The 21,681-nt window shown below is 67.4% G+C and carries 19 protein-coding genes; 10 read left to right on the plus strand and 9 right to left on the minus strand.

The genetic code is table 11. The features are described 5' to 3' along the window. Nucleotides 1-16: 16 nt before the first annotated feature. Nucleotides 17-1,342, plus strand: coding sequence for a hypothetical protein (locus tag H0264_RS37265; RefSeq protein ID WP_181581884.1), 1,326 nt, complete (start codon nucleotides 17-19; stop codon nucleotides 1,340-1,342). Nucleotides 1,343-1,393: 51 nt separating this feature from the next. Here the strand turns inward: H0264_RS37265 and H0264_RS37270 are convergent, their stop codons facing one another. The 5 genes from H0264_RS37270 to H0264_RS37290 form a co-directional block, all read right to left on the minus strand. After that, on the minus strand, nucleotides 1,394-2,692 hold the full coding sequence (locus tag H0264_RS37270) for a phosphatase PAP2 family protein (RefSeq protein WP_420832132.1): 1,299 nt from the start codon (nucleotides 2,690-2,692) through the stop codon (nucleotides 1,394-1,396). 449 nt (nucleotides 2,693-3,141) lie between these two features. Continuing rightward, on the minus strand, nucleotides 3,142-4,290 hold the full coding sequence (locus tag H0264_RS37275; protein ID WP_181581886.1) for a glutamate--cysteine ligase: 1,149 nt from the start codon (nucleotides 4,288-4,290) through the stop codon (nucleotides 3,142-3,144). A gap of 15 nt (nucleotides 4,291-4,305) precedes the next feature. Beyond that, nucleotides 4,306-4,998 carry a superoxide dismutase[Cu-Zn] gene (sodC, locus tag H0264_RS37280; protein WP_181581887.1) on the minus strand — a complete coding sequence of 231 codons (693 nt, stop codon included), beginning with the start codon at nucleotides 4,996-4,998 and terminating at the stop codon, nucleotides 4,306-4,308. A gap of 118 nt (nucleotides 4,999-5,116) precedes the next feature. Then, on the minus strand, nucleotides 5,117-5,671 hold the full coding sequence (locus tag H0264_RS37285) for a LytR C-terminal domain-containing protein (RefSeq protein WP_244976062.1): 555 nt from the start codon (nucleotides 5,669-5,671) through the stop codon (nucleotides 5,117-5,119). Nucleotides 5,672-5,688: 17 nt separating this feature from the next. Then, nucleotides 5,689-6,027 (minus strand): DUF3263 domain-containing protein, encoded by a 339-nt coding sequence (locus H0264_RS37290; protein WP_181581888.1) that lies wholly within the window; start codon nucleotides 6,025-6,027, stop codon nucleotides 5,689-5,691. 228 nt (nucleotides 6,028-6,255) lie between these two features. Between H0264_RS37290 and H0264_RS37295 the strand changes: the two genes are divergently transcribed. From H0264_RS37295 to H0264_RS37315, 5 genes are all read left to right on the plus strand, one after another. Beyond that, nucleotides 6,256-6,852 (plus strand): peptide deformylase, encoded by a 597-nt coding sequence (locus tag H0264_RS37295; RefSeq protein WP_181581889.1) that lies wholly within the window; start codon nucleotides 6,256-6,258, stop codon nucleotides 6,850-6,852. Then, entirely contained in the window at nucleotides 6,842-7,813 is a 972-nt protein-coding gene (locus tag H0264_RS37300) for an N-acetylglutamate synthase, CG3035 family (RefSeq protein ID WP_181581890.1), read from the plus strand. The genes H0264_RS37295 and H0264_RS37300 overlap by 11 nt, the downstream gene beginning before the upstream one ends. 45 nt (nucleotides 7,814-7,858) lie before the next feature. Next, entirely contained in the window at nucleotides 7,859-8,674 is an 816-nt protein-coding gene (locus tag H0264_RS37305; protein WP_181581891.1) for an exodeoxyribonuclease III, read from the plus strand. Nucleotides 8,675-8,770: 96 nt separating this feature from the next. After that, a complete protein-coding gene (locus H0264_RS37310; protein ID WP_181581892.1) occupies nucleotides 8,771-9,622 on the plus strand; it encodes an alpha/beta fold hydrolase in 852 nt (283 codons plus the stop codon). Beyond that, nucleotides 9,615-10,187: a TetR/AcrR family transcriptional regulator gene (locus H0264_RS37315; protein WP_220139918.1), complete on the plus strand. Its 573-nt coding sequence runs from the start codon at nucleotides 9,615-9,617 to the stop codon at nucleotides 10,185-10,187. The genes H0264_RS37310 and H0264_RS37315 overlap by 8 nt, the downstream gene beginning before the upstream one ends. On the opposite strand, the gene H0264_RS37320 is transcribed toward H0264_RS37315, so the two are convergent. From H0264_RS37320 to H0264_RS37335, 4 genes are all read right to left on the minus strand, one after another. Then, the gene (locus tag H0264_RS37320) at nucleotides 10,184-10,822 is read right to left on the minus strand and encodes a hypothetical protein (RefSeq protein ID WP_181581893.1); all 639 of its coding nucleotides are present in this window, start codon (nucleotides 10,820-10,822) and stop codon (nucleotides 10,184-10,186) included. The two genes, H0264_RS37315 and H0264_RS37320, sit on opposite strands and share 4 nt — an antisense overlap. A gap of 98 nt (nucleotides 10,823-10,920) precedes the next feature. Continuing rightward, nucleotides 10,921-12,747 (minus strand): acyl-CoA dehydrogenase, encoded by a 1,827-nt coding sequence (locus H0264_RS37325; RefSeq protein WP_181581894.1) that lies wholly within the window; start codon nucleotides 12,745-12,747, stop codon nucleotides 10,921-10,923. A gap of 178 nt (nucleotides 12,748-12,925) precedes the next feature. Further along, entirely contained in the window at nucleotides 12,926-13,900 is a 975-nt protein-coding gene (locus H0264_RS37330; protein WP_181581895.1) for an oxygenase MpaB family protein, read from the minus strand. A gap of 206 nt (nucleotides 13,901-14,106) precedes the next feature. Continuing rightward, a complete protein-coding gene (locus H0264_RS37335) occupies nucleotides 14,107-16,020 on the minus strand; it encodes an acyl-CoA dehydrogenase family protein (protein WP_181581896.1) in 1,914 nt (637 codons plus the stop codon). Between the two features lie 192 nt (nucleotides 16,021-16,212). On the opposite strand from H0264_RS37335, the gene H0264_RS37340 reads away from it, so the two are divergent. The 4 genes from H0264_RS37340 (at nucleotide 16,213) to H0264_RS37355 (ending at nucleotide 21,667) form a co-directional block, all read left to right on the plus strand. Beyond that, the gene (locus H0264_RS37340) at nucleotides 16,213-16,839 is read left to right on the plus strand and encodes a TetR/AcrR family transcriptional regulator (RefSeq protein ID WP_181581897.1); all 627 of its coding nucleotides are present in this window, start codon (nucleotides 16,213-16,215) and stop codon (nucleotides 16,837-16,839) included. Between the two features lie 68 nt (nucleotides 16,840-16,907). Next, nucleotides 16,908-18,116 (plus strand): homogentisate 1,2-dioxygenase, encoded by a 1,209-nt coding sequence (locus H0264_RS37345; RefSeq protein ID WP_181581898.1) that lies wholly within the window; start codon nucleotides 16,908-16,910, stop codon nucleotides 18,114-18,116. Continuing rightward, nucleotides 18,113-19,288 (plus strand): fumarylacetoacetase, encoded by a 1,176-nt coding sequence (gene fahA, locus H0264_RS37350; RefSeq protein ID WP_181581899.1) that lies wholly within the window; start codon nucleotides 18,113-18,115, stop codon nucleotides 19,286-19,288. The genes H0264_RS37345 and fahA overlap by 4 nt, the downstream gene beginning before the upstream one ends. A 99-nt stretch (nucleotides 19,289-19,387) precedes the next feature. After that, nucleotides 19,388-21,667, plus strand: coding sequence for an MMPL family transporter (locus H0264_RS37355; protein ID WP_181581900.1), 2,280 nt, complete (start codon nucleotides 19,388-19,390; stop codon nucleotides 21,665-21,667). The last annotated feature ends 14 nt before the right edge of the window (nucleotides 21,668-21,681 follow it).

Consider the following 21,681-nt stretch of genomic DNA (forward strand, 5'->3'; position numbering starts at 1 on the left):
CGGTAGTTTCAGCCAGGTGAGGTCGTATCAGGTAGCCCTCGAGACGATCACGGCACTGGTCGCGACAACCGTTGCGGGACTGTCGCTGGCCATGCCCATCGACTTCGGCTGGACGTCTCAGACCTCCGCCCTGCAACTGGATCTGCTCGCGTACAGCCTGCCGCGAGCCGTCGCGGCGGGCGTACTCGTCGCCATGATCGTGGCCGTCTTGCTCACCACGCTGGGCAGTGTCGTCATGGCGTGGGGTACCGCGCTGGTCGCGCTGCTGGTGCTGCTGGTGAATCATCTGGTCGGGCATTCCGCGAACCCGACGGATTCGCTGGCCACCATGAACTTCATCGATTCGCTCTCCGGCGGCGCGGCCATGGGTGCGCTGGGCGCGGCGGTGCTGCATCACCGGCTGGCCGCCTACGGGTGGACGCTGGGCGCACTGGTGAGCCTGCTGCTCGGGTCGGTGAATCCGCTGCCGCACATCGGCGAGATGATCGGCGACTATCCCGATACCTGGCAGGCCGCGGATATGCCGCCGGTGTGGATGGTGGAACTGGCCGTGGCGCTGGTGCTCATCGGCACCCTGCTGAACCGCAATCGCCCTCCGGCCGCACGACTTTCGATCGAGCTGCCGCTGGCGCCGATCCTCGCGGGCGTGGTGGTCGTGCTGGTGACGCTGGTGAGCGCGGAATGGCTGGCCCGGCACGGCGACAGCCTCGCCGATCTGGGCCTGGCCGTGGTGACGACGGTGACGACGGCGCTCATCGCCGCCATGCTGCTGCCGCGCCGGGACGGCGAGCTGGTGCTGGTGGCGGTGGCGATCAGCGCGGTGGGTTCGGCGACCATCGCGGCCGAGCTGCCGGCCTGGTCGATTCCGGTGCTGGTCGCGATCGCCGCGGCCGGAATGTGGTACGGCGAGCGGCATCCCGCGCCCATGGCGGGTGTGCTGGCGCTCATGGTGCTCGGCCTCGTCACGGCGTTCACCGCCGACACCGACTGGGCCTTGCTCATCGTGGGCAGCGGAGCGCTCCTGGCTTGGCTGGCCGGATACGGTCTGTCGGCCGCGAAACCGCGCTATGTGCCGAGCCGGGTGCTGGGCACCATGCTGCTGTTCGTGCCGTCGGCGGTGCTGGGTCTGCGCGACTACGTGGCCCGCGGGCACTACGCCATGCAGGACGGCAGCCAGGCGATCGTGTGCACGGTGACCACCGAGGACACCTCGGCCCCGGCATGGACGTCGGTGTTGATCGCGGCCGGTTGCGCGGGCGGACTGTATCTGCTGCGCCGCAGCCGCCCCGCCCCGGCGACCAAACCTTCCACCCCCGAAACGGGAAGCGCGGCAACGGAATAGGCCGACCCATCCGCATACGACGATGGGTCTCCACCACCGGGACGCAGGGATCTACGCGGGAACGGACTCTTCGACCGGGGCCGGCGCGGGCCGGCGCGCGAACCAGGTGCGGTAGAAGGCGGTCACGTAGGCGGCGAACAGGCCGACGATGACAATGCCTGCGGGAACCGGGAATTCGGCCATTTCCACGGCCAGGTAGCGGTAGGACAGCAGCAGCACGGCCAGCAGCGCGAAACCCGCGCCGACGAGTTGGATGCGGGTGCGATCCCACCCGCGTTCGGGAGCCCGCAGCGCGGATTCCACGGCCATGCAGAGCACCGCACCCGCCACCAGATCGACCCCGTAGTGGTACCCGAAGCCGAGCGTCGCGGTCAGTGTGGCCGCGAGCCAGAACGCCCCCGCCCACCGCAGCAGTCGCGGTGCGGGCGACCCGTCATTGTCGCGCCGCGAATGAATGAACACGGTGAGCGCCCACGCGGTGTGCATGGACGGCATGCAGTTGCGCGGCGTCACATTGTCGAAAGCCATTGCGGCCGGATGCGTATCGAGCGGCGGAATGATCTGCGGCCAGTAGTTGCCCACCTGCAACCCGTGCCCGTCCGCGCCGAACGCGAACATGGGCCCCACCACCGGGAAGATCACGTAGACGACCGGCCCGAGCAGCCCGAGCACCAGGAATGTCCGCACCAGATAGTGGCTCGGCCACTGCCCGCGCGTCACCACATGCCGCAACTGCCACACCGCGACCACCATCGCCATCACCGGCAGTTCGATGTACACCCAGTGCAGCACCCCGTACACGACCGGCCCCGCCGCATCGACGAGCCGGCCCATCACCCACGACGGCTCCCCCAGCGCATGATCGGCCAGCAGCACGTACTGGTCGAGCACGGTTGGCCGCGCGATCACGGTGATGTGCAGCCACACATCCCCCACCTTGGTCGCCAGAATCAGGAGCGCCCCAAGCGCGGCCGCGTGCAACGCATTTCGCCGCTGCACCCCGTCCCACCGGAACACCGCCCACATCGCGAGGGCGGTGAGCGCGATGGTCGGCCCGCTTCCCAGCGTCGGCGTCGCGCCGTCGAGCAGCCGCACCCCGGCGAAAACCGCATCGACCCCCAGCGCCAGCCCGAGCGTGATGAACCGCCACCGCCAGGTCAAACCGACCAGCGCCAGCGCCAGCCCCGCCCAGGGCACGGTCACCGATTTCGGCGTCCCGGTGAAGTCGTGCCACGTACTGACCAGCGGTCCCTCGAACCCATTGCGCGAAGCGAAGATCTGCAAACCGAGCAAGAGCACCGGCACGGCCGCGACGGCCGCCCCCACCCGCACTCCACGAGCCGTCACCAGGTCCCTGCCCCGGCGTGTGGCACCTACGGGTTCGGGTCGCCGGTTATCGAGAAGCACCCAGCCATAGTAAACGCCGCATGAACGCAACCCCCGCGGCCAGTTGAACGCAACCCCTGCCCCAAGTTGAACAGCCCCCGCTCAGCACAATATCCCCGCCGACCAGCGACAACAGGAATCACACCGCCGCAAACTTCCGGCTGCGGCCCACTCCGGTCGGAGCCCTGTGCGTTAGAGGCCCGACAGAGCCCTCCGGTGGTTCGAAGCCCGACAACCCTCCGGTGGTTCGAGACCCGACAACCCTCCGGTGGTTCGAGACCCGACAACCCTCCGGTGGTTCGAGACCCGACAACCCTCCGGGGGTTCGAGGCCGGGCGCAGCCCTATGGGGGTTTGGGGGCTCAGCCCCCACTCCCCCTTTCACCGGGGTTCGGGGGCGAAGCCCCCGAGAACCTACTGGTCGAGTTCCTTGACCAGGGAGTCGACGACGGCGACGAGGTCGCCTTGCGCCGCGGCCGCCACGCGGCGCTGCCGCTGGTAGGAAGCCCCGCGCGCCGGAATGTCGGCCACCATGCGCAGTTCGTTCTCGCAGCCGAGCATTTTGGCGGTGGGTTCGAGGCGGTTGAGCAGATCGGTGAGGTCGTCGGTGACGAGACGCTCGTTGCTGTCGGCGTCGGTGATGATGATGGCGTCGAGGCCGTAGCGCGCCGCCCGCCACTTGTTCTCCTGGACATGCCACGGGGGTAGTGGAGTGGGCAGGGTTTCACCGGCTTCCACGCGGTGGTCGAGGTCGACCATGAGGCAGTGGATGAGGGCGACGATGGCGGAAAGTTCGGTGCGGGTGGGGGTTCCGTCGCAGATGCGGACCTCGATGGTGCCCCATTTGGGGGCGGGGCGGATGTCCCAGTGCATGCCGCCGAGTTGTTCGAAGACCCCGGTTTTCGTCTGATCGTGGACGTAGGACTCGAATTGGGTCCAGTTGTCGAACTGGAACGGGAGTCCGGCGGTGGGCAGCTGCTGGAACATGAGTGCGCGGTTGCTCGCGTATCCGGTGTCGACGCCGGCCCACATGGGTGAGGAGGCGGACAGTGCCAGCAGGTGCGGGTAGAACGGCAGCAGACCGTTCAGGATGGGAAAAACCTTGTCGGGGTGCGAGATTCCGACGTGGACGTGCACGCCCCAGATGAGCATCTGGCGTCCCCACCACTGGGTGCGCTCGATGAGTTCGTCGTAGTGCGGGCTGCGGGTGAGCTGCTGGGTGGACCACTGCGCGAAGGGATGTGTTCCGGCGCAGAACAAGTCGACGCCGAGCGGGTCGGCGGCGCGGCGCACCGCGTCCATGGTGTCGTGCAGTTCGTCGACGACCTCGCCGACGCTGTCGTGCTTCCCGGACACGATCTCGACGGTGTTCTTCAGCAGCTCCTTGGTGATCTGCGGGGTGCCGTCCCAGGCGCGCAGATCACCGCAGGCTTCGAAAACCGCTGCGGCGGTGTTGGACAGGTCGCGCGTGTTCTTGTCGACCAGCGCGACTTCCCATTCCACGCCGAGCGTGGGCCGGGGCGAACTGTTGAAGAGGACCTTCGAAATGCCTGCCCCGGCCATGGCTCACCTTGTGGGTTAGGAGATGACGCCGCAGGCCACCCGGCCGCCGGCGTCACCGGTCGCCTGAGTGTCGGCGTCCGGCCCGGTGGCGCCGCCGGGCTGGGAGTAGCGGCTCGGAATATTGCCGAAGTTGTCCGCGCCCGCGTGGATGATCAGGGCCTTGCCCTTGATTTCGTCCAGCGTCACGGCATCGGTGGTGGTGACCAGCTTGGCGCTGCCGTCGGTGCGCACCTCGAGCGAGGTGAGATCGCCGCTGGCAGGGTGCTTCTGGGCGCCGACCTGGAGGTGGCCGCCCGCGGAGAGGAAGTCGCCGGGGTTGCCGCCGGTGGGAGCGACGGAGTTCGGCTTGCATTCGCCGACCTCGTGGATGTGCAGGCCGTGGAAGCCCGGGGTGAGGCCGTTGGCCTCGAGGGTGACCTCGAGGTGGCCGCCGACCTTGCCGAAGGTGGCCGTGCCGACCAGCTTGCCGTTGGAGTCCTTCAGCTGCGCGCTGACGGATTCGGTGGGCGGGTTGGTCATGCCCTGTTCGCCGCCGTGTCCGGTGGTGAAGCCGGCCGGCGCGGGGGAGCTCGTGAAGACAGGCGGGGTCGTCCCCTTGACGTCACTCGATTCCTGGCTGTTCGAGCAGCCTGCGAGGCCGAGGGCCGCGACCGCGAGCAACGGGGTCACAGTCCGCCAGGACGGGCGACGAGTTGTGGACGGGGCCATTCGGAGAACTCCTTTACGAGTCCGATGTTAACGGGCAAGCCGAGTGAACATGGTTACTACTCGGTCAAGATGATGCCAGAGGCACAACCCCGTCACGCGGAGGGGCTGTCCGGGGTGTTCACTGGCCCGCGAGAATCACGATCACGCCGGCCGGCGCGTCCTGGATTCCGGGGAACCGGGGTTCGGCGCCGCAACCGAGTTCATTGGCGATGGCCTGCGCCAGCGCTTGCTCTTTGGGTGAACTGCCGTAGTACACCGTGGTATTCGGGATCACTCCGCTGCTGTAGTTCGCGGATTCAGTGACGTTGTACCCACTGGCGCTGAGTTGACCCGCGGTCTTGGCGGCGAGTCCGGCGATATTGCTGTTGTTGTAAACCCTTACGGGAACCGATTTGTCGACGCCGGCGGTGGTGGTGGGCGGTGTCGTGGTGGTGGGCGCGACGCTGGTGGAGGGCGGCGGCGTGGTGACCGGTGCGGTCGAAATCACCTGTGCCGCAGTGGTGGTCGTCACAGCAGCGGTGGTGGCGGTATCGGATTCACCCTGCGCGTCGGAGGAGTCCGAACTCGACAGGGACATCGCTCCCAGCCCGGCGAATACGATGGCCAGGGCGATGAGGACCATCGCCAGCGCACGCAGCGGCGGGCCCCCGGACGGCGAATTCGGATTGCTCACGGGCTCGAGCCTACTGCTCACACTTGGAATCCGAGACGACGTGCGGCCCTGGTCTTCTGGCGGCTGGCGCGCAGGCGGCGCAGGCGCTTGACGAGCATGGGGTCGGCGGCCAGCGCCTCGGGCTTGTCGACGACGGCGTTGAGGACCTGGTAGTAGCGCGTGGGCGACAGATCGAACAGCTCGCGGATGGCTTCTTCCTTGGCGCCGGCGTACTTCCACCATTTGCGCTCGAAGTCGAGGATGTCCAGCTCACGGCGGGAGAGGCCGTGTGCGCCGTCTTCCGCGGGGGCCGTGACGCTCGCGTCGGCTGGGCCGTCCTCGCTTGCGGAAATATCCCGTGCCGCTGCGCTGTCCATAGTGCTCCTCGCCGAGTTGGAACCAGACGATGATGGTGCTTGTGCGTCCGCCGATCATTCAACCACGCGCGGGAGACTTCCCGACGCGTACCGCTCGGCGTGTTTCGATGATCCGACTCGGCGTGTCGCCGCTGGATCCAAACGTCCGGTTTACGTGAAAAGTGTGCCTGGTGACACTGGCAACGGGCAGCCGACCGCCGCCCGCAACCACCCAGTAGGCTCTTGACCATGGCTATTCTCCCGATCGTCATCGTCGGCGACCCGGTTCTGCACAACCCGACGAATCCCGTGACGGACTCCCCGGAGTCGGAGAAGCTGGCGACACTGATCGCGGACATGTACGAAACCATGGACGCCGCACACGGAGTCGGCCTGGCCGCCAATCAGGTCGGGGTGGCGCTGCGCCTGTTCGTCTACGACTGCCCCGACGAACAGCCCGACGGCAGCATGGTGCGCCGCCGCGGCTGCGTGATCAATCCGGTGCTGGAAACCTCGAAGATTCCCGAGACCATGCCCGATCCGGACGACGACGAAGAGGGCTGTCTATCGGTCCCGGGCGAGCAGTACCCGACCGGCCGCGCCGACTGGGCGCGGGTCACCGGCACCGACGAGCACGGGAATGCGGTCGATATCGAGGGCAACGGCTTCTTCGCCCGCATGCTCCAGCACGAGACCGGGCACCTCGACGGCTTCCTGTACACCGATGTGCTGGTGGGCCGCAATGCCCGCGCCGCCAAGAAGGCCATCAAGCGCAACGGCTGGGGCACACCGGGTTTGAGCTGGGTGCCGGGCACGGTCCCGGATCCGTTCGGGCATGACGACTGACCCCGACGAGACCAGCGGTGCGGCGCTGCCGCCGATCGGACGCCGGGTGGTGGTGCGCTACCGCCTGCCCGAGGGCTATCCGCAACCGCTGACCGATGTGATCGGCGAACTGGTGGCCACCGATCCGCTCACCGTGCGCACCGCCGACGGCCAGGTGGTGTCGGTGGCCCGCGATCGGGTGGTGGCGTGGAAGGCGCTGGGGCCCCGGCCGATTCGCACCAGTGAGATCCGCGCCCTGGAGGCCGCGGCCGCCGACGGCTGGCCGGGCACCCAGCGCGCCTGGATCGACGGCTGGCTGCTGCGCGCCGGCGCGGGCTACACCGGTCGCGCCAATTCCGCTGTGCCGCTGGGCGGTTCGGAGGGTCCGGCGCTGGCCACCGGCGACACCCTGCACCGCATCGGCGAGTGGTACACCGCGCACGGCCTGCCGCTGCAACTACTGCTGCCGGACCGGCTCGCGCCGGTGCCGCAGGGCTGGCGCACCTGGAACGAAACCCTGGTGCTGGCAGCGGAAATCGAGAGTCTGCCGCTGCCGGAGGGCCCGCCCATGGTGCGGTTCGCCGCCGAGCCCGACGGCGCGTGGCTGTCGCTGCACCGGCATCGCGGCGGGGACACCGAGATCGGTTCGACGCCGGTCGTCGAGGTGCTCACCGCCGTGCGCGACGGCGAATTGGCGTTCGCCACAGTGGGTTTGCCGACGCCGCTGGCCATCGGCCGGGCCGCCGTCACCACCGCGCCGGACGGCCGCCGCTGGGTCGGGCTGACCTGCGTCGCGGTCGCGACCGGGCATCGCCGGCACGGGCTGGGCTCGCTGCTGTGCGCGGAGATGGTCCGCTGGGGGCGCTCGCGCGGTGCGACGCATGCCTATGTGCAGGTGGAGGCGGGCAACGAGGCGGCGGTGGGGCTGTATCGGGAGATGGGTTTCCTCGACCACCACAGTTACCGCTACGCGGCCCCGTGACCGGGCTTCGTGTCCTGAATACCGCTGATTCCGAAAGGTTTTCCCGTGCGTCTCGCGACCTGGAACGTGAATTCGATTCGCACCCGGCAGGATCGGGTGCTCGCCTGGCTGGACCGCGCCGATATCGACGTGCTGGCCATGCAGGAGACCAAGTGCAAGGACGAGCAGTTCCCGTTCGAGGCTTTCGAGGCGGCGGGCTACGAGGTCGCGCATGTGGGGCACAGCCAGTGGAACGGGGTGGCCATCGCCTCACGGGTGGGTCTCGAGGCTGTCGAGGTGGCCTTCCCGGAGCAGCCCGGATTCGACAAGAACGCCGGTGACACACTGCTGAGCACGCCGGTCGTGGAGGCTCGGGCGCTGGGCGCGACGTGTGGCGGCGTGCGGGTGTGGAGCCTGTACGTACCCAACGGCCGCGCGCTGGCCGATCCGCACTACACCTACAAGCTGGAATGGCTGGCGGCCCTGCGCACCGCGGGCACCGACTGGCTGGCGCAGGACCCGGACGCACAGATCGCACTGGTGGGTGACTGGAATATCGCCCCCACCGACGACGACGTCTGGTCGCCGGAGTTCTTCGAGGGCAAAACCCATGTCTCCCAACCGGAACGGGACGCCTTCACCGCCTTCGAGAAGACCGGTTTCACCGATGTCATGCGCCCGCTGCACCCGGGCCCCGGCGTCTACACCTACTGGGATTACACGCAGCTCCGTTTCCCTCGCAAGGAGGGCATGCGCATCGATTTCATCCTCGGCTCCCCCGCCCTGGCGGCCCGCGTGACCGACGCCAATGTCGACCGCGAGGAGCGTAAAGGCAAGGGCGCTAGCGACCACGCACCGGTGGTGGCGGTCCTCGCGGACTGAGTCCGATCGGTCCTTTCGTTTTCCCGTTGACAGACAAAGCTAATACCATTAGCTTTGTGGCTACACGAGTTAGCCGCAAAGCTTCAGGAGTTCGACATGACCGAGTACCTCGCCCTCGACGGTGGACAGATCGCCTACGAGGTGGCCGGAACCGGCCCGCTGGTGGTGCTCTCGCACGGCATCGGCGACCACCGCCAGGTCTTCCGTTTCCTCGCCCCGCAGCTGGTGGCGGCGGGCTATCGCGTCGCCTCCGCCGATATGCGCGGCCACGGCGAATCCAGCATGAACTGGACCTCGCACGATGGCAGCCAAGCGATTTCGCGCACCGATGTGGCGGGCGATCTGCTGGCCCTCATCCGCCACCTCGGCGGCCCGGCCGTCATCATCGGCCACTCGCTGTCCGGCGGCGCGGCCACCATCGCCGCCGCGCAGTCCCCCGACCTGGTCACGGGCGTCATCGAACTCGGCCCCTTCACCAAGACGCAGAAGCTCGCCATGGGCGCGTTCTTCACGAACAAGCGCTACAGCAAGGGCATGACGCGACTGCTGGGCACGATGATCTTCAAGAGCCTCGGCATCTGGATGAAGTACCTGGATGTCGCCTATCCGATCAAGCCCGCCGACTACCCGGAGTACATGGCCGCACTCTCGGAAAAGCTCCAGGAGCCCGGCCGTTTCGCGGAATTCATGAAGACCGGCAAGTCGACTCCGGCCGACGCCGAAGCGCAGCTGCCCAATCTGCACCGCCCGGCCCTGATCATCATGGGCGCCCTGGATCCCGACTTCGCCGACCCGTTGGCCGAGGCCGAGGCCGCCGTCGCGCTCATGCCCGCGGGCATCGGCAGCGTGGCTCTCGTCGAGGGCGCGGGCCACTACCCACACGCCGAAAACCCGGACCGGGTGGCCGAATTGACGCTGGCTTTCCTGAAGGAGCACGCGGTTGCCTAGGGCGGGGCTCAGCAAGGCGGAGGTGATCCGGGCGGGCGCGGAGCTGGCCGACGAGGCCGGTTACGACAAGCTCGCCATGGCCCCGCTGGCGCAGCGGCTGGGCGTGAAGACCCCCTCGCTGTACAAGCATGTGGCGAGCCTGGCCGACCTGCAGCACGGTATCGCGACGCTGGCGCTCACCGAGCTGGACCGCGCGACTCGCGATGCCATGCACGGACTTTCGGGCCGGGCGGCACTGGAAGCCTTCGCCCGCTCCTTCCGCGCCTACGTGCTCGGCCACCCCGGCCGCTACGCCGCCACCATCGGGGCCGCCCCGGCCGACGCGGACGATCCGATGCGGGAAACCAGTGCGCGCATGGTGGATTCGATGGTGGTGGTGCTGCGCGGCTACGGCATCCCGGACGACGAGATGGATCATGCCCTGCGCACGCTGCGCACCATGATCCACGGGTTCGCCACCTTGCAGGCGAGCGACGGTTTCCAGTGGACCGGAGATCCCGAGGTCAGTTTCGAGTGGATGCTCCGCTTCATGGACAGCGGCTTGCGCGCACAGCTGAAAAGCTAAGCGGGACGGGTTTTTATGGCGTCCCGGGATATGAAGACGTCATAGTTGCCCGCCGTGGCGATGACCGCGTTGCCGTAGGCGGAGCGCACGAACGGCTTGGTGTACCAGGACTCCGACTTCATATCGTCGAAGAAGTCGCCGTCGCCGCCATTGAGGAAGATGTGATTCTGCTTGGTGGCGATGCCGTCCAGCCGCTGCCCGTAGAGCCGGGTGATCTTGTATCCGGAGTTGAACCCGAGGGCGTTGACCCAGGGTTCCAGCTCCACGATATTGGCCTGCAGCACCCACAGGTCGCCTTCGACCTTGTAGTTGAGCTTCTGTTCGTCGTGGCTCTTGTCGCCGAAGAGCGTGAGTTCGACGTCGAGCATATGTTCTTGTCCCGCAATGGGAGTGGCGACGATGTGCGCCGCCTTCACCTCCCCGGTCAAACCGAGGAAAGCCTGTAGCAGCGTGGTGATCCAGAGGATCACCACCGCCACCAGAACCAGCGAGACAGCGGCCATGCCACGCCCGGCGATGACCCGCCATCCCACTTTGCGCGCCTTGAGTACAGCCGTGACCAGCAGCGCCAGCGCGATAACGCCGAGCGCTATCAGCACCACCTGGATCCAGCCGAATGTCACCGGGAAAACCATGCGGTAGTTGTACCCGGTGTGACCTGTACAACACCGCAGGTCGCGGCCTCGCCGGGCGTGTCATACCGGCGTGCCCCTACGGACACGCCGGTATCGAATCAGAACGCGGCTTCGTCCAGCTTCATGATGTCGTTGTCGAGGTTCTCGACGACATTGCGGACGCCGGCGAGCAGCGGCAGCTTGTTCTTGGCGAACCAGGAGGCGATGCCGACCTTGCCGGTGTAGAAGTTCTTGTCCTTGTCGGCGGCACCGGCGTCCAGGGCCGCCTGGGCGATGGCGGCCTGCTCCAGCAGTCGCCAGGCGATGACGAGATCGCCGGTGGCGTACAGGAACCGGACCGAGCCGAGGCCGACCTTGTAGAGCTCCTCGACGTTCTGCTGCGAGGCCATCAGGTAGCCGGTGAGCGCCGCCGCCATGCCCTGCACGTCGGCCAGGGCCGCACCGAGCAGTCCGCGCTCGACCTTGAACTGGTCCGGCCCGCCGTCGACGAACTTCTGGATGAGCCCGGCGACGTGCGCCAGCGCCACGCCCTTGTCTCGAATGATCTTGCGGAAGAAGAAGTCCTGCGCCTGGATGGCGGTGGTGCCCTCGTACAGCGAGTCGATCTTGCAGTCGCGGATGTACTGCTCGATCGGGTAGTCCTGCAGGTAGCCCGAACCGCCCAGGGTCTGCAGCGATTCGGTGAGGCTCTCGTACGCCCGGTCGGAGCCGCAGCCCTTCACGATGGGCAGCAGCAGGTCGTTGACCTTCTCCGCGAGGGTGTGGTCGACGCCCCAGTTGGCTTCCGCCACATCGGCGTTCTGGTACGAGGCGCAGTACATGTACAGCGCGCGCAGGCCCTCGGCGTACGCCTTCTGGGTGGCCAGCGAGCGACGCACGTCCGGGTGGTGGGTGATGGTCACGCGCGGCGCGGCCTTGTCGGTCATCTGGGTCAGATCCGCACCCTGCACGCGCTGCTTGGCGTACTCGAGCGCGTTCAGGTAGCCGGTGGACAGCGCGCCGGTGGCCTTGGTGCCCACCATCATTCGCGCGTTCTCGATGACCTTGAACATCTGCGCGATGCCGTTGTGCACGTCGCCGACGAGGTAGCCGACGGCCGGAATGTCGCCACCGAAGGTGATCTCACAGGTGGGCGAGGACTTGATGCCCATCTTGTGCTCGACGCCGGTGACCAGCGCGCCGTTCTTCTCGCCGATCGCCATGGTCTCGGGGTCGAAGTGGAAGCGCGGCACGATGAACAGCGACAGGCCCTTGGTGCCGGGGCCGGCGCCTTCGGGGCGGGCCAGCACCAGGTGGAAGATGTTGTCGGCGGTGTCGCCGACGTCGCCGCCGGAGATGAAGCGCTTGACGCCTTCGATGTGCCAGGTGCCGTCGGCCTGCTGGATGGCCTTGGTGCGGCCCATGCCGACGTCGGAGCCGGCGTCGGGCTCGGTGAGCACCATCGTTCCGCCCCAGCGGTTTTCCCACGCGTAGGCGGCCCAGCGCTTCTGCTGCTCGTTGCCCTCGTCGAAGATGACCTTGTGCATGAGCGGGCCCATGTTGAAGAAGCTGGCCGAGTTGTTGGCGGCCACGATCATTTCCTGGATGGCCCAGATGAGCGCGTTGGGCGCGGGGACGCCGCCCATGTCCTCGGACATGCCGAGGCCGGAGTAGCCGGCGTCGTTGACCGCGGCGACGGTCTTCTTCAGCGATTCCGGGACGGTGATGGTGTGCTGGTCCGGGATGAATTCGACCGGGTGCCGGTCGGCCTCCACGAAGGATTCTGCGACCGGCCCTTCGGCGAGGCGCTTGGCCTCGTTGAGCATTTCGCGAGCGGTGTCGCCGTCCAGGTCGCCGTAGGCGCCCTTGTCCAGCAGTTCCCCGATTCCCAGTACCTCGAACAAGTTGAACTCGATGTCTCGCAGGTTCGCCTTGTAATGGGACACGGAAGGGCCTCCTCAGCCGAAGTCGATGATCAGAGTGGAGTTTGCCGTACGGTTGTCCGGTTACGCCAGCGTAGGGACGAGGCCGCCCGGTCAGGGGCGGCAAAGCCACAATCGGTCGCCTGACCACATAACTGTCGGGTGTAAAGCTAACCGGGATTCGGGTCCGCCCGGTTCCACATCAGGCCGTCGCGGAGTTGCTGCCGCTGTCGGTTCGCGCCGCCCGGCCGTAGCGCCGCTTGGCCTCGGCGGGCGTGACGGTGACCGGATTGTCCGGGATTCCGGCGGCCATGTGTTCCTTCAGCAGACGACCGGTCATCGGGCCGATGAAGTTCTTGGCCACCTTCTGCTTGCGACCGTCGTTCTTCAGCACCGCCATGGCCGCGCGCACCGCGGGCGGATAGGCGGCGTCGAGGAAGCCGGGCTGATCGAATCCGCCCGTGACGCGCATCCATTCGGGCAGCGTGGCAATGGCGGCCGGGGCCACCAGGCGGCTGCCGGACCACAGTTTCACGCCCTTCTCCGACGGCGTGTAGAGCAGGTAGTGCATGCCCTCCCGCGCCCGCTCGGAGACGCACAGCTTGGGCCGCATCGCGGCGAAGTACTCGCGCACCTCGGCCCGCGAGGTGGGCACGTCGGCCGGTTTGCAGGTCTGCAGTTCGGCGGCGATCACGCACTCCTGCCAGTACCGCTTCTCCTCGGCGGGCGTGAGCGGACCCGGACCGTACATCTCGTAGCACTTGAGCACCGAATGCCAGCCGGTCACGTGGATCCACAGCTGCGAGTCGGGATTGTTTGCGCTGTACCGCTTTCCGCTGATCGGCTCGATGCCGGTGGCCTTGGCGTGCACCGTCATGAGGTGCTCGGACGCCTCGATGGCCATGCGGCTGTCGGCCACGGCGGCAATGAGGAAGTAGGCGAAGGTGTGGTCGAGCCGCCCGGTCGGGTCGCTGTAGATGCCGCCGACATCGGCGACGGCCGCGGTGAGGTCCGGGTCGAAGTGCTCGAGCACGACCGAACGCTGGAATCCGATGAGCGCGGTGGGCGCGGTCCAGACCTTCCAGGTGGGTGAGTCCGGCCCGAAGAAGCCGTAGTCGACCTGGCGGATGGTGCGGGCAGGCGCGTCGAATTGCGGACGCGAGGGTGCTGCCGTCATCGTCTGCTCCTTTGCAGTGATGGCGCGGGCCGTGGCGGAGGCCCTTTCATTCACGAATGTAGCATTTAGCGTTTCCGCTGGCACGCAGCGCCTCCCCCGTCATCCCGGCATGCTTTTGGCCGGGATCCACACGATGGCGCGCCTGTACTGCCTGTGTGGATTCCGGCCAAAAGCGCGCCGGAATGACGAGGGGGCCACAGCTCAGCTCAGGGGTTCATCTCGTAAACGCCCGCGAGACCGCAGGCCTGGGTGAGCACCCGCTCGAAGCGCTGCGCGTCGGCGACCGGGCGGCGCACCAGCTGCAGTGCCAGCGCCTGCTGCGCCTTGGTGGCGGTGGGCTTGGCGTTCAAGCCGACCGCGTGCTTGGAGAATTCGCGCACGAAGACGTCGAAAAGCTGGTCCAGGACCGGGATTTCGGTGCCGTCCTTTTCCGCCTGCTCCAGAATCAGCTGCGCGTACGGCAGCAGTGTGAACAGCTCGCCGAGCGCGAACAGGAAGTCCACGTCCTGCTGCTGCGCCTTGGTCGGCGTGGCGGCGGCCAGCAGCGTCTTGAGCCCGAGCGCCTGCTCCAGGAACACCGCCACGTTCGGAATGTGGCGGTGCCGCTCGAACACCGGCCGCCAGTCCGCGAAGCGAATGCGCCCCAGCCCGCTGGTCGGCCCCTGCCGGAACAGGAACTCGTCATCGGCGGCATCGCGCCGGGTGGGCACGGGAGCGTAAGTGGCGCTTGCCAATTCGCCACGCAGCTTGGGCACGACCGCACCGGCGCGCGGCGCGAGCCGGCGACTGGTCCAGCTCAGCGCCTCCGAGGCGGCCTTGACCGCACCCGCGGGCGCGCCGCCGGGCACGTAGCGCAGCGCCGCCAAACCGGCATCGGAGGGATGGAACATGTAGTTGGGCATGAACTTCAGCGACAGCGCCATGTTCACGTGCACGGTGCCCTCGAGGCGCGGCAGCCCGAACATGCCGACCATGGCCATCGGGAAGTACATGTCGTTCTCGAAGCCGCGCGCGGCGATCACATCGGCCAGATCCTCGTAGATCTTCTGCCCCTGCCGGGTGACCGACATCTTCTCGATGGCGCTGACCAGCAGGTAGCGCCGGTCGTTCGGGCCCGCCGAGCGCATGTAGTCGATGGCGCGCTCGCTGTAGAGCTTCATGCCGATCAATCGCGCGTAGCTGTCCGCGAGAATCGTGCGCACCTGCGGGAACTCGGTCACCTTGTGCCCGAACAGCACTCGGTTCTCGGCGTGCGTGACGGCCTCGTACATGGCGTGTTCGCACGCGCCGACCGCGCCGAAGCCGAGGTTGAACTTGCCGACGTTCACGGTGTTCATGGCGGCGTCGAAGGCGGCCCGCCCGGTGTGCAGGATGTCGTCCTCGGCGACCGGGTACTTGTCGAGATCGAATGCGGCGACGTACATCTGGGAGTCGACGACGTTCTTGCGCAGCTTGTAGTTCTTGTGCCGCGAGTCGGCGGCGAAGAACAGGTAGCCGGAGTACTCCTCCTCGGTCATCTTCCGCTGGAAGTCGGCGGAGTCGATGATCGGCTTGTCGGCGCGGCGGCCGAAGACCGAGACCATGGCGGCCTGATTGCCGTTGCCGATGTAGTACTTGCCGCCGGTGGCGCTGAATCCGCCGCGCGCCTTGGGCTCGAGGATCATGTCGGTGGAGTAGATGTCCGCGCCGTGCGCCTGCTCGGACAGCCCGAAGGCGAAGATCTCGCCGGAGTCCAGGGCTGCGGCGGCGCGCTGCTTGGCGGCCTTGTTGTGGCTCTGCCAGATCGGCCCGAGGCCGAGGATGGTGACCTGCCAGACGTACCAGTACTGCATGCCGTAGAAGCCGAGGATCTTGCTCATCATGGCGATGCGCGCGGTGTCCCAGCGCTTGTGCGGGTCGCCGTTGGCCTCGGCGGCCGGGGTCAGGAAGGTGGCGAACACCCGCTCGCTCTTGATGAAGTCGAGGAATTCCGCGTACCAGACCCGATCGCGGCTCTCCTCGAGCAGGCGCTTCTTGCCGTGCGTCTCGAACCAGGTGACGGTGGCGCGCAGCAGTCGCGCGGTCTCGGCGTCGAACTCGCTGAATTCACAGGTCTTCGGGTTGAACAGGGTGCTGGTCATCTCGCTCGCGTCTCCTCCGGCCGGGGGCGTTCGATGTGGCTCCACCGGGCATTTCGTTCGTGACTGTAGCATTTTCATTCGTGACTGTAGGAAATGATCTTGGAACCTGCCCGGAGCAGGAAATTCACATACCGGGCCGTCCCCCGCGACCAACCGCGTAGCCGGGCGCGAGCGCTGCTATCGTCGGTGCGCATGGGCACCGATTCGGCTGTACGACCCCGGCAGCGCGCGCGACATCTCGGTCCCGAACGCCGCCGCCCGCAGGTGCTCGACACCGCGCTCCAGATCGCCGTCGAGAACGGCATCGCGGCCATCACCATCGCCGCCGTGGCCGACCGCATGAAGGTGACCCGGCCGGTTGTCTACGCCTGCTTCGCCGATCGGGTGGAACTCATCGACGCGCTCATCCGGCGCGAAGAAGAGCACATGATCAAGGGCGTCTTCGAAACCCTGCCGCGCCGCCGCGTGGAAGCCGACGAGGCCGTCTTCATCGAGGGCTTCCGCGCCCTGCTGCACACCGTCGCCGAGCGGCCCGACACCTGGCGCCTGCTCTACGGCAATCCCGATCCCGCCGTGGCGGATTCGTTCGGGCGCGGCCGGGTACTGGCCGTGGAACTGTGCACCCGCCGCCTGCGCCCCACCCTGAAGGCGTGGAGCACCGCCGACGCCGAACGCAAACTACCCGTCCTGGTGGAGCTGTGGGTGTCCGCCGGTGAGGGCGCGGCCCGCACCCTGCTCTCCGGCGAGGGCGACTGGACACCGGACGATCTCGGCGAATTCGTCGGCGCGGCCGTGTATCGCGCCCTGCGCTACGCGTAATACCCACCTCGGCGGTTATCCGGTGGCTACGATGGGAACCGGGCCCATCAGTCAGCGGGAGGCCGGCGATGACGTTCTATCGACAGGTGGGGGCGGTGCCGCCGAAGCGGCATACCCAGCACCGTGACCAGCAGGGAAAGCTCTATTACGAAGAGCTGATGGGAGAAGAGGGCTTCTCCGGCGATTCCTCACTGCTCTATCACCGCGGATTGCCACCAGCCATTGTGGATTCGACGGTGTGGGTCCTGCCCGAGCAGCGGACCTACCCGAATCATCCACTGCGACACCGGCATTTGAAGCTGCACGAGCTGTTCCCGGGCGAGCGGTACCAGGACACCGACATGGTGACCGGCCGCCGCCTGCTGCTCGGAAACTCCGACGTACGAATTTCCTACGTGGTTGCTGGAACCCCATCGCCGTTGTACCGCAATGCCATCGGCGATGAACTGGTGTACATCGAGTCAGGTTCCGGGCGGGTGGAGACCGTCTTCGGTGTGCTGTCTGTACATCAAGGTCATCAGGTGCTGCTGCCGCGCGCCACCACCCACCGCTGGCTGCCCGATAGCCCGGAACCGTTGCGCGCCTACATCATCGAGGGCTCCGGGCACATCACGCCGCCGAAGCGCTACCTGTCGAAGTACGGCCAGCTGCTCGAACACTCCCCCTACTGCGAACGCGACCTGCACGGCCCCACCGAACCGTTCCAGGCCGAGGGCACCGATGTCGAGGTGCTGGTGAAGCATCGCCCGGCCGGTGAAATCGTCGGCACCAGCATGGTTTACGCCACGCACCCCTTCGATGTGGTCGGCTGGGACGGCTGCCTGTACCCGTTCACCTTCGATATCGCCGACTTCGAACCCATCACCGGCCGCGTGCACCAGCCGCCGCCCGCGCATCAGGCGTTCGAGGGCAACAACTTCGTCGTCTGCAATTTCGTCCCGCGCAAGGTGGACTACCACCCGCTGTCGATCCCGGTGCCCTATTACCACTCCAATGTGGACTCCGACGAGATCATGTTCTACTGCGGCGGAAACTACGAGGCGCGCAAGGGTTCCGGCATCGCCCAGGGTTCGGTGTCGGTGCATCCGGGCGGATACGCGCACGGTCCCCAACCCGGGGCATACGAACGCAGTATCGGCATCGAATACTTCGATGAACTCGCGGTCATGGTCGACACCTTTCACCCGCTCCAACTGGGTGAGGGCGCACTGGCCTGCGAGGACGACAAGTACGCGTGGACCTGGTCGGGTCGTGGGCCTTCCGAAGGATGGATATGAGCAGTCGTGTGCGTATCGAAGTCCCCGAGGATTCCGGATTCGGCCCGACCCATCTGCCCTACTGTGTGTTCCGCCCGCGCGGCGGCGAGCCGCGGGTCGGCGCGCGGCTGGGCGACAGCATCATCGATCTGGCCGTGGCCCTCGATGATCCGATGTTCGCGCAACCCAGCCTGAACGCCTTCATGACGCAGGGCCCGCAGTGCTGGCGGGAGGTGCGCGAACTGGTGCACGCCGCCGCCGAGACCGAATTGCCAGCGGCGGCAGTGCATTCGGTGCGCGCCGTCCAGCTCGACCTGCCCGTGGAGATCGGCGACTACGTCGATTTCTATGCCAGCCTCGACCACGCCACCGCCATGGGCCGCATGCTGCGCCCGGACGGTGAACCGCTGCTGCCGAACTGGAAACACCTCCCGGTGGGCTATCACGGCCGTGCGGGCACCGTGGTGGTGTCCGGCACGGCAATCACCCGCCCGCACGGTCAGCTCCGAACCGCCTCCGGCGCACCGGAATTCGGCCCGACCCGCCGCCTGGACATCGAGGCCGAACTCGGCTTCCTGGTCGGCTCCGGCTCACCCCTCGGCACGCCGTTGCGCACCGGCGATTTCGCCGAGCACATCTTCGGCGTGGCCCTGGTCAACGACTGGTCCGCCCGCGACATCCAGGGCTGGGAGGCGCAACCGCTCGGCCCCTTCCTCGGCAAATCTTTCGCGACCACCCTCTCCGCCTGGGTGACGCCCTTGGACGCCCTGGCCGCGGCCCGCATTCCACTGCCCGCGCAGGATCCCGCGCCCCTGCCCTATCTTCAGGACAGCGCCCCCTGGAGTCTCGACATCGATCTCGGCGTGGAATGGAACGGTCAGATCGTCTCCACTCCCCCGTTCCGCCGCATGTACTGGTCCCCCGCGCAGATGCTCGCGCACATGACCGTCAACGGCGCGTCCACCCGCACCGGCGACCTGTTCGCCTCCGGCACCATCTCCGGCCCCGAACGCCACGAACGCGGTTCGCTCATGGAACTGACCTGGGCCGGAACCGACCCGGTGGACCTGAACGGCGACAAGCGCACCTTCCTGGAGGACGGCGACGAAATCGCCATCACCGCATCCGCCCCGGCCGTGGGCGGCGGCCGCCTCACCCTGGGCGAGGTGCGCGGTCGAATAACCCGGCAATAGCCGCTGGGCATGGCCATGACCATCGTCACGGTCGATCCACCCGGAAGTTTCGAACCGATACCGTTCCGAAAGTCGTAGAACTTCGGAGGGTGGTCGCCAATGTTGCCGAGACTTGCCCGGTTCGCCATGGCGCGCCCGCGCGCCGTGCTGGTGGCCGCGCTGTTGCTGATGATCATCTTCGGCGGCTTCGGCGCGACGGCCAAGTCGCACATGGTCGGCGGCGGCTACCTGACCCCGGAGCTGGAGTCGGTGCAGGCCAACGATTTCATCGAGGATCACTTCCCCGGCGGCAATCCCAACTTCATCGTCATGATCAGCTCCGACGCCGGGGTGAACTCCCCCCAGGCGCGGGCCGAGGCCGAGCGGGTCGAGGACCTGCTCGGCAGCGACGCGAACGTGACCGGCGTGCAGTCCTACTGGACCAGCGTCACCGCCCGCCCGGACCTCGCCACCGCGCTGCGCAGCAAGGATTCCCAGCGCGGCCTGATCATGGCCACCGTGCTCGGCAACGACAACGAGGTCCAGAACCGCGCCGTGGTGCTCAGCGAGGAGCTCAATGGCGACCGCGACGGCGTGCAGGTGCGCGTCGGCGGCATGGCGGGCACCTTCGCCGATATCAACCATCAGGTCGAGAAGGACCTGATCCTGGCCGAGGCCATCGCGGTGCCGATCTCCGGCATCCTGCTGGTGCTGGTCTTCGGCAGCGTGATCGCGGCCGCGCTGCCACTCATGGTGGGGCTGTTCGCGATTGCCGCCACCCTGGGCATTCTGCGGCTCATGACGCTGTTCATGGACGTGTCGATCTTCGCCCTGAACATGACGAGCGCGCTGGGTCTGGCCCTCGCGATCGACTACAGCCTCTTCATCGTCAGCCGCTATCGCGAGGAGCTCGGCAACGGCCTGGATCCCCGCGCGGCCATCCTGCGGTCGGTGCAGACCGCCGGCCGCACCGTGGTGTTCTCCGGCCTGACCGTGGCGCTGGCGCTGGCCGCGCTGGCGGTGTTCCCGCAGCCGTTCTTCAAGTCCTTCGCGTACGCGGGCGTGGCGGTCGTCGGCGCGGCCGTGGGTGCATCGATTCTGCTGCTGCCCGCCGCGCTGGTGCTGCTGGGCGACAAGGTGAATGCCTGGGACCTGCGCAAACCCTTGCGCCGCATGCTGGGCCGCGGCGAGCCGACGGCGGTGCGGCCGGAAGACAGCGGCTGGTATCGCCTGGTCACCTGGGTCATGCGGCGCCCGCTGCCGGTCTCGCTGGTCACCATCGTGATTCTGCTGCTGCTCGGAACTCCGTTCCTGTCGGCGCATTTCGGCACCCCGGACGATCGGATGATCGGCACGTTCGCCTCCAGCCGTCAGGTGGGTGACGCGCTGCGCGAGGATTTCGACGCCAATATGGGGTCGAGCGCCGTGATCGTGCTGCCCGGTTTCCACGGCGCGCAGAGTGAGATCGGCACGTACGCGGCACAGTTGGCGAAGGTGCCGGGTGTGCCCGCGGTGCTGTCGAGCGACGGCGTGTACGCCAATACTGCGGACGGCGTGCGCAAGGTGGCCGTGGGTGTGTCGCAGATGGCCGGACCGGATGGGGCATACCTGTCGGTCGGCACCAAGGAAGCGCCCTTCACCGACGCGGGCAAGGAGCAGCTCGCCGCCCTGCGCGCCGTCCCCGCCCCCGGCGAGGCGCTCTTCGGTGGCGCGGCGGCCCTGAATCAGGACACCAACGAGTCCGTCACCTCGCGACTTCACTTGGCGGCGGCCCTGATCGCCGTCATCACCCTGATCCTGCTGTTCCTGTTCACCGGCAGCGTGATCCTCCCGATCAAGGCGCTCATCCTCAATGTCCTGTCGCTGACGGCCACCTTCGGCGCCATGATCTGGATCTTCCAGGAGGGCCACCTCGACGGCCTGCTGAACTTCACCCCGACCGGCAGCATCGACCTGTTCATGCCGATCCTCATGTTCTGCCTGGCCTTCGGCATGTCCATGGACTACGAGGTCTTCCTGCTCTCCCGCATTCGCGAGGAGTGGCTGGCCTCGGATCGCAGCGCGGAGGCCAATACCCGGTCCGTCGCCCTGGGTGTCGCGCGCACCGGCCGCATCTTCACCGCCGCCGCCGGCCTCATGGCGGTGGTGCTGCTGGCGGTGGCCACCTCGCAGGTGACGGCCATGAAGCTGTTCGGCATCGGCCTGGCGCTGGCGGTGGTCTCCGATGCCACCGTCATCCGCGGCCTGCTCGCCCCCGCCCTCATGCGCCTGATGAGCACCGCCAACTGGTGGGCTCCGAAACCCCTTGCCGCCCTGCACAAGCGGATCGGCCTGGAAGAGGAACCCGCCGAGAACCCGCGCCCGGAAGCCGATCCGGAGCCGGTTCTGCTCGCCAAATAAGTTGTCGGTTCTGT

Origin of the sequence: Nocardia huaxiensis (genome assembly GCF_013744875.1) — a bacterium.
Lineage (GTDB): Bacteria > Actinomycetota > Actinomycetes > Mycobacteriales > Mycobacteriaceae > Nocardia > Nocardia huaxiensis.

What these genes read in the sequence shown, in the direction of transcription:
- H0264_RS37275 (WP_181581886.1), bottom strand. Translation starts at nt 4,290, where the DNA reads ATGGCCGGGGCAGGCATTTCGAAGGTCCTCTTCAACAGTTCGCCCCGG.
- sodC (WP_181581887.1), bottom strand. Translation starts at nt 4,998, where the DNA reads ATGGCCCCGTCCACAACTCGTCGCCCGTCCTGGCGGACTGTGACCCCG.
- H0264_RS37290 (WP_181581888.1), bottom strand. Translation starts at nt 6,027, where the DNA reads ATGGACAGCGCAGCGGCACGGGATATTTCCGCAAGCGAGGACGGCCCA.
- H0264_RS37295 (WP_181581889.1), top strand. Translation starts at nt 6,256, where the DNA reads ATGGCTATTCTCCCGATCGTCATCGTCGGCGACCCGGTTCTGCACAAC.
- H0264_RS37300 (WP_181581890.1), top strand. Translation starts at nt 6,842, where the DNA reads ATGACGACTGACCCCGACGAGACCAGCGGTGCGGCGCTGCCGCCGATC.
- H0264_RS37310 (WP_181581892.1), top strand. Translation starts at nt 8,771, where the DNA reads ATGACCGAGTACCTCGCCCTCGACGGTGGACAGATCGCCTACGAGGTG.
- H0264_RS37320 (WP_181581893.1), bottom strand. Translation starts at nt 10,822, where the DNA reads ATGGTTTTCCCGGTGACATTCGGCTGGATCCAGGTGGTGCTGATAGCG.
- H0264_RS37330 (WP_181581895.1), bottom strand. Translation starts at nt 13,900, where the DNA reads ATGACGGCAGCACCCTCGCGTCCGCAATTCGACGCGCCTGCCCGCACC.
- H0264_RS37335 (WP_181581896.1), bottom strand. Translation starts at nt 16,020, where the DNA reads ATGACCAGCACCCTGTTCAACCCGAAGACCTGTGAATTCAGCGAGTTC.
- H0264_RS37340 (WP_181581897.1), top strand. Translation starts at nt 16,213, where the DNA reads ATGGGCACCGATTCGGCTGTACGACCCCGGCAGCGCGCGCGACATCTC.
- H0264_RS37345 (WP_181581898.1), top strand. Translation starts at nt 16,908, where the DNA reads ATGACGTTCTATCGACAGGTGGGGGCGGTGCCGCCGAAGCGGCATACC.
- fahA (WP_181581899.1), top strand. Translation starts at nt 18,113, where the DNA reads ATGAGCAGTCGTGTGCGTATCGAAGTCCCCGAGGATTCCGGATTCGGC.
- H0264_RS37355 (WP_181581900.1), top strand. Translation starts at nt 19,388, where the DNA reads ATGTTGCCGAGACTTGCCCGGTTCGCCATGGCGCGCCCGCGCGCCGTG.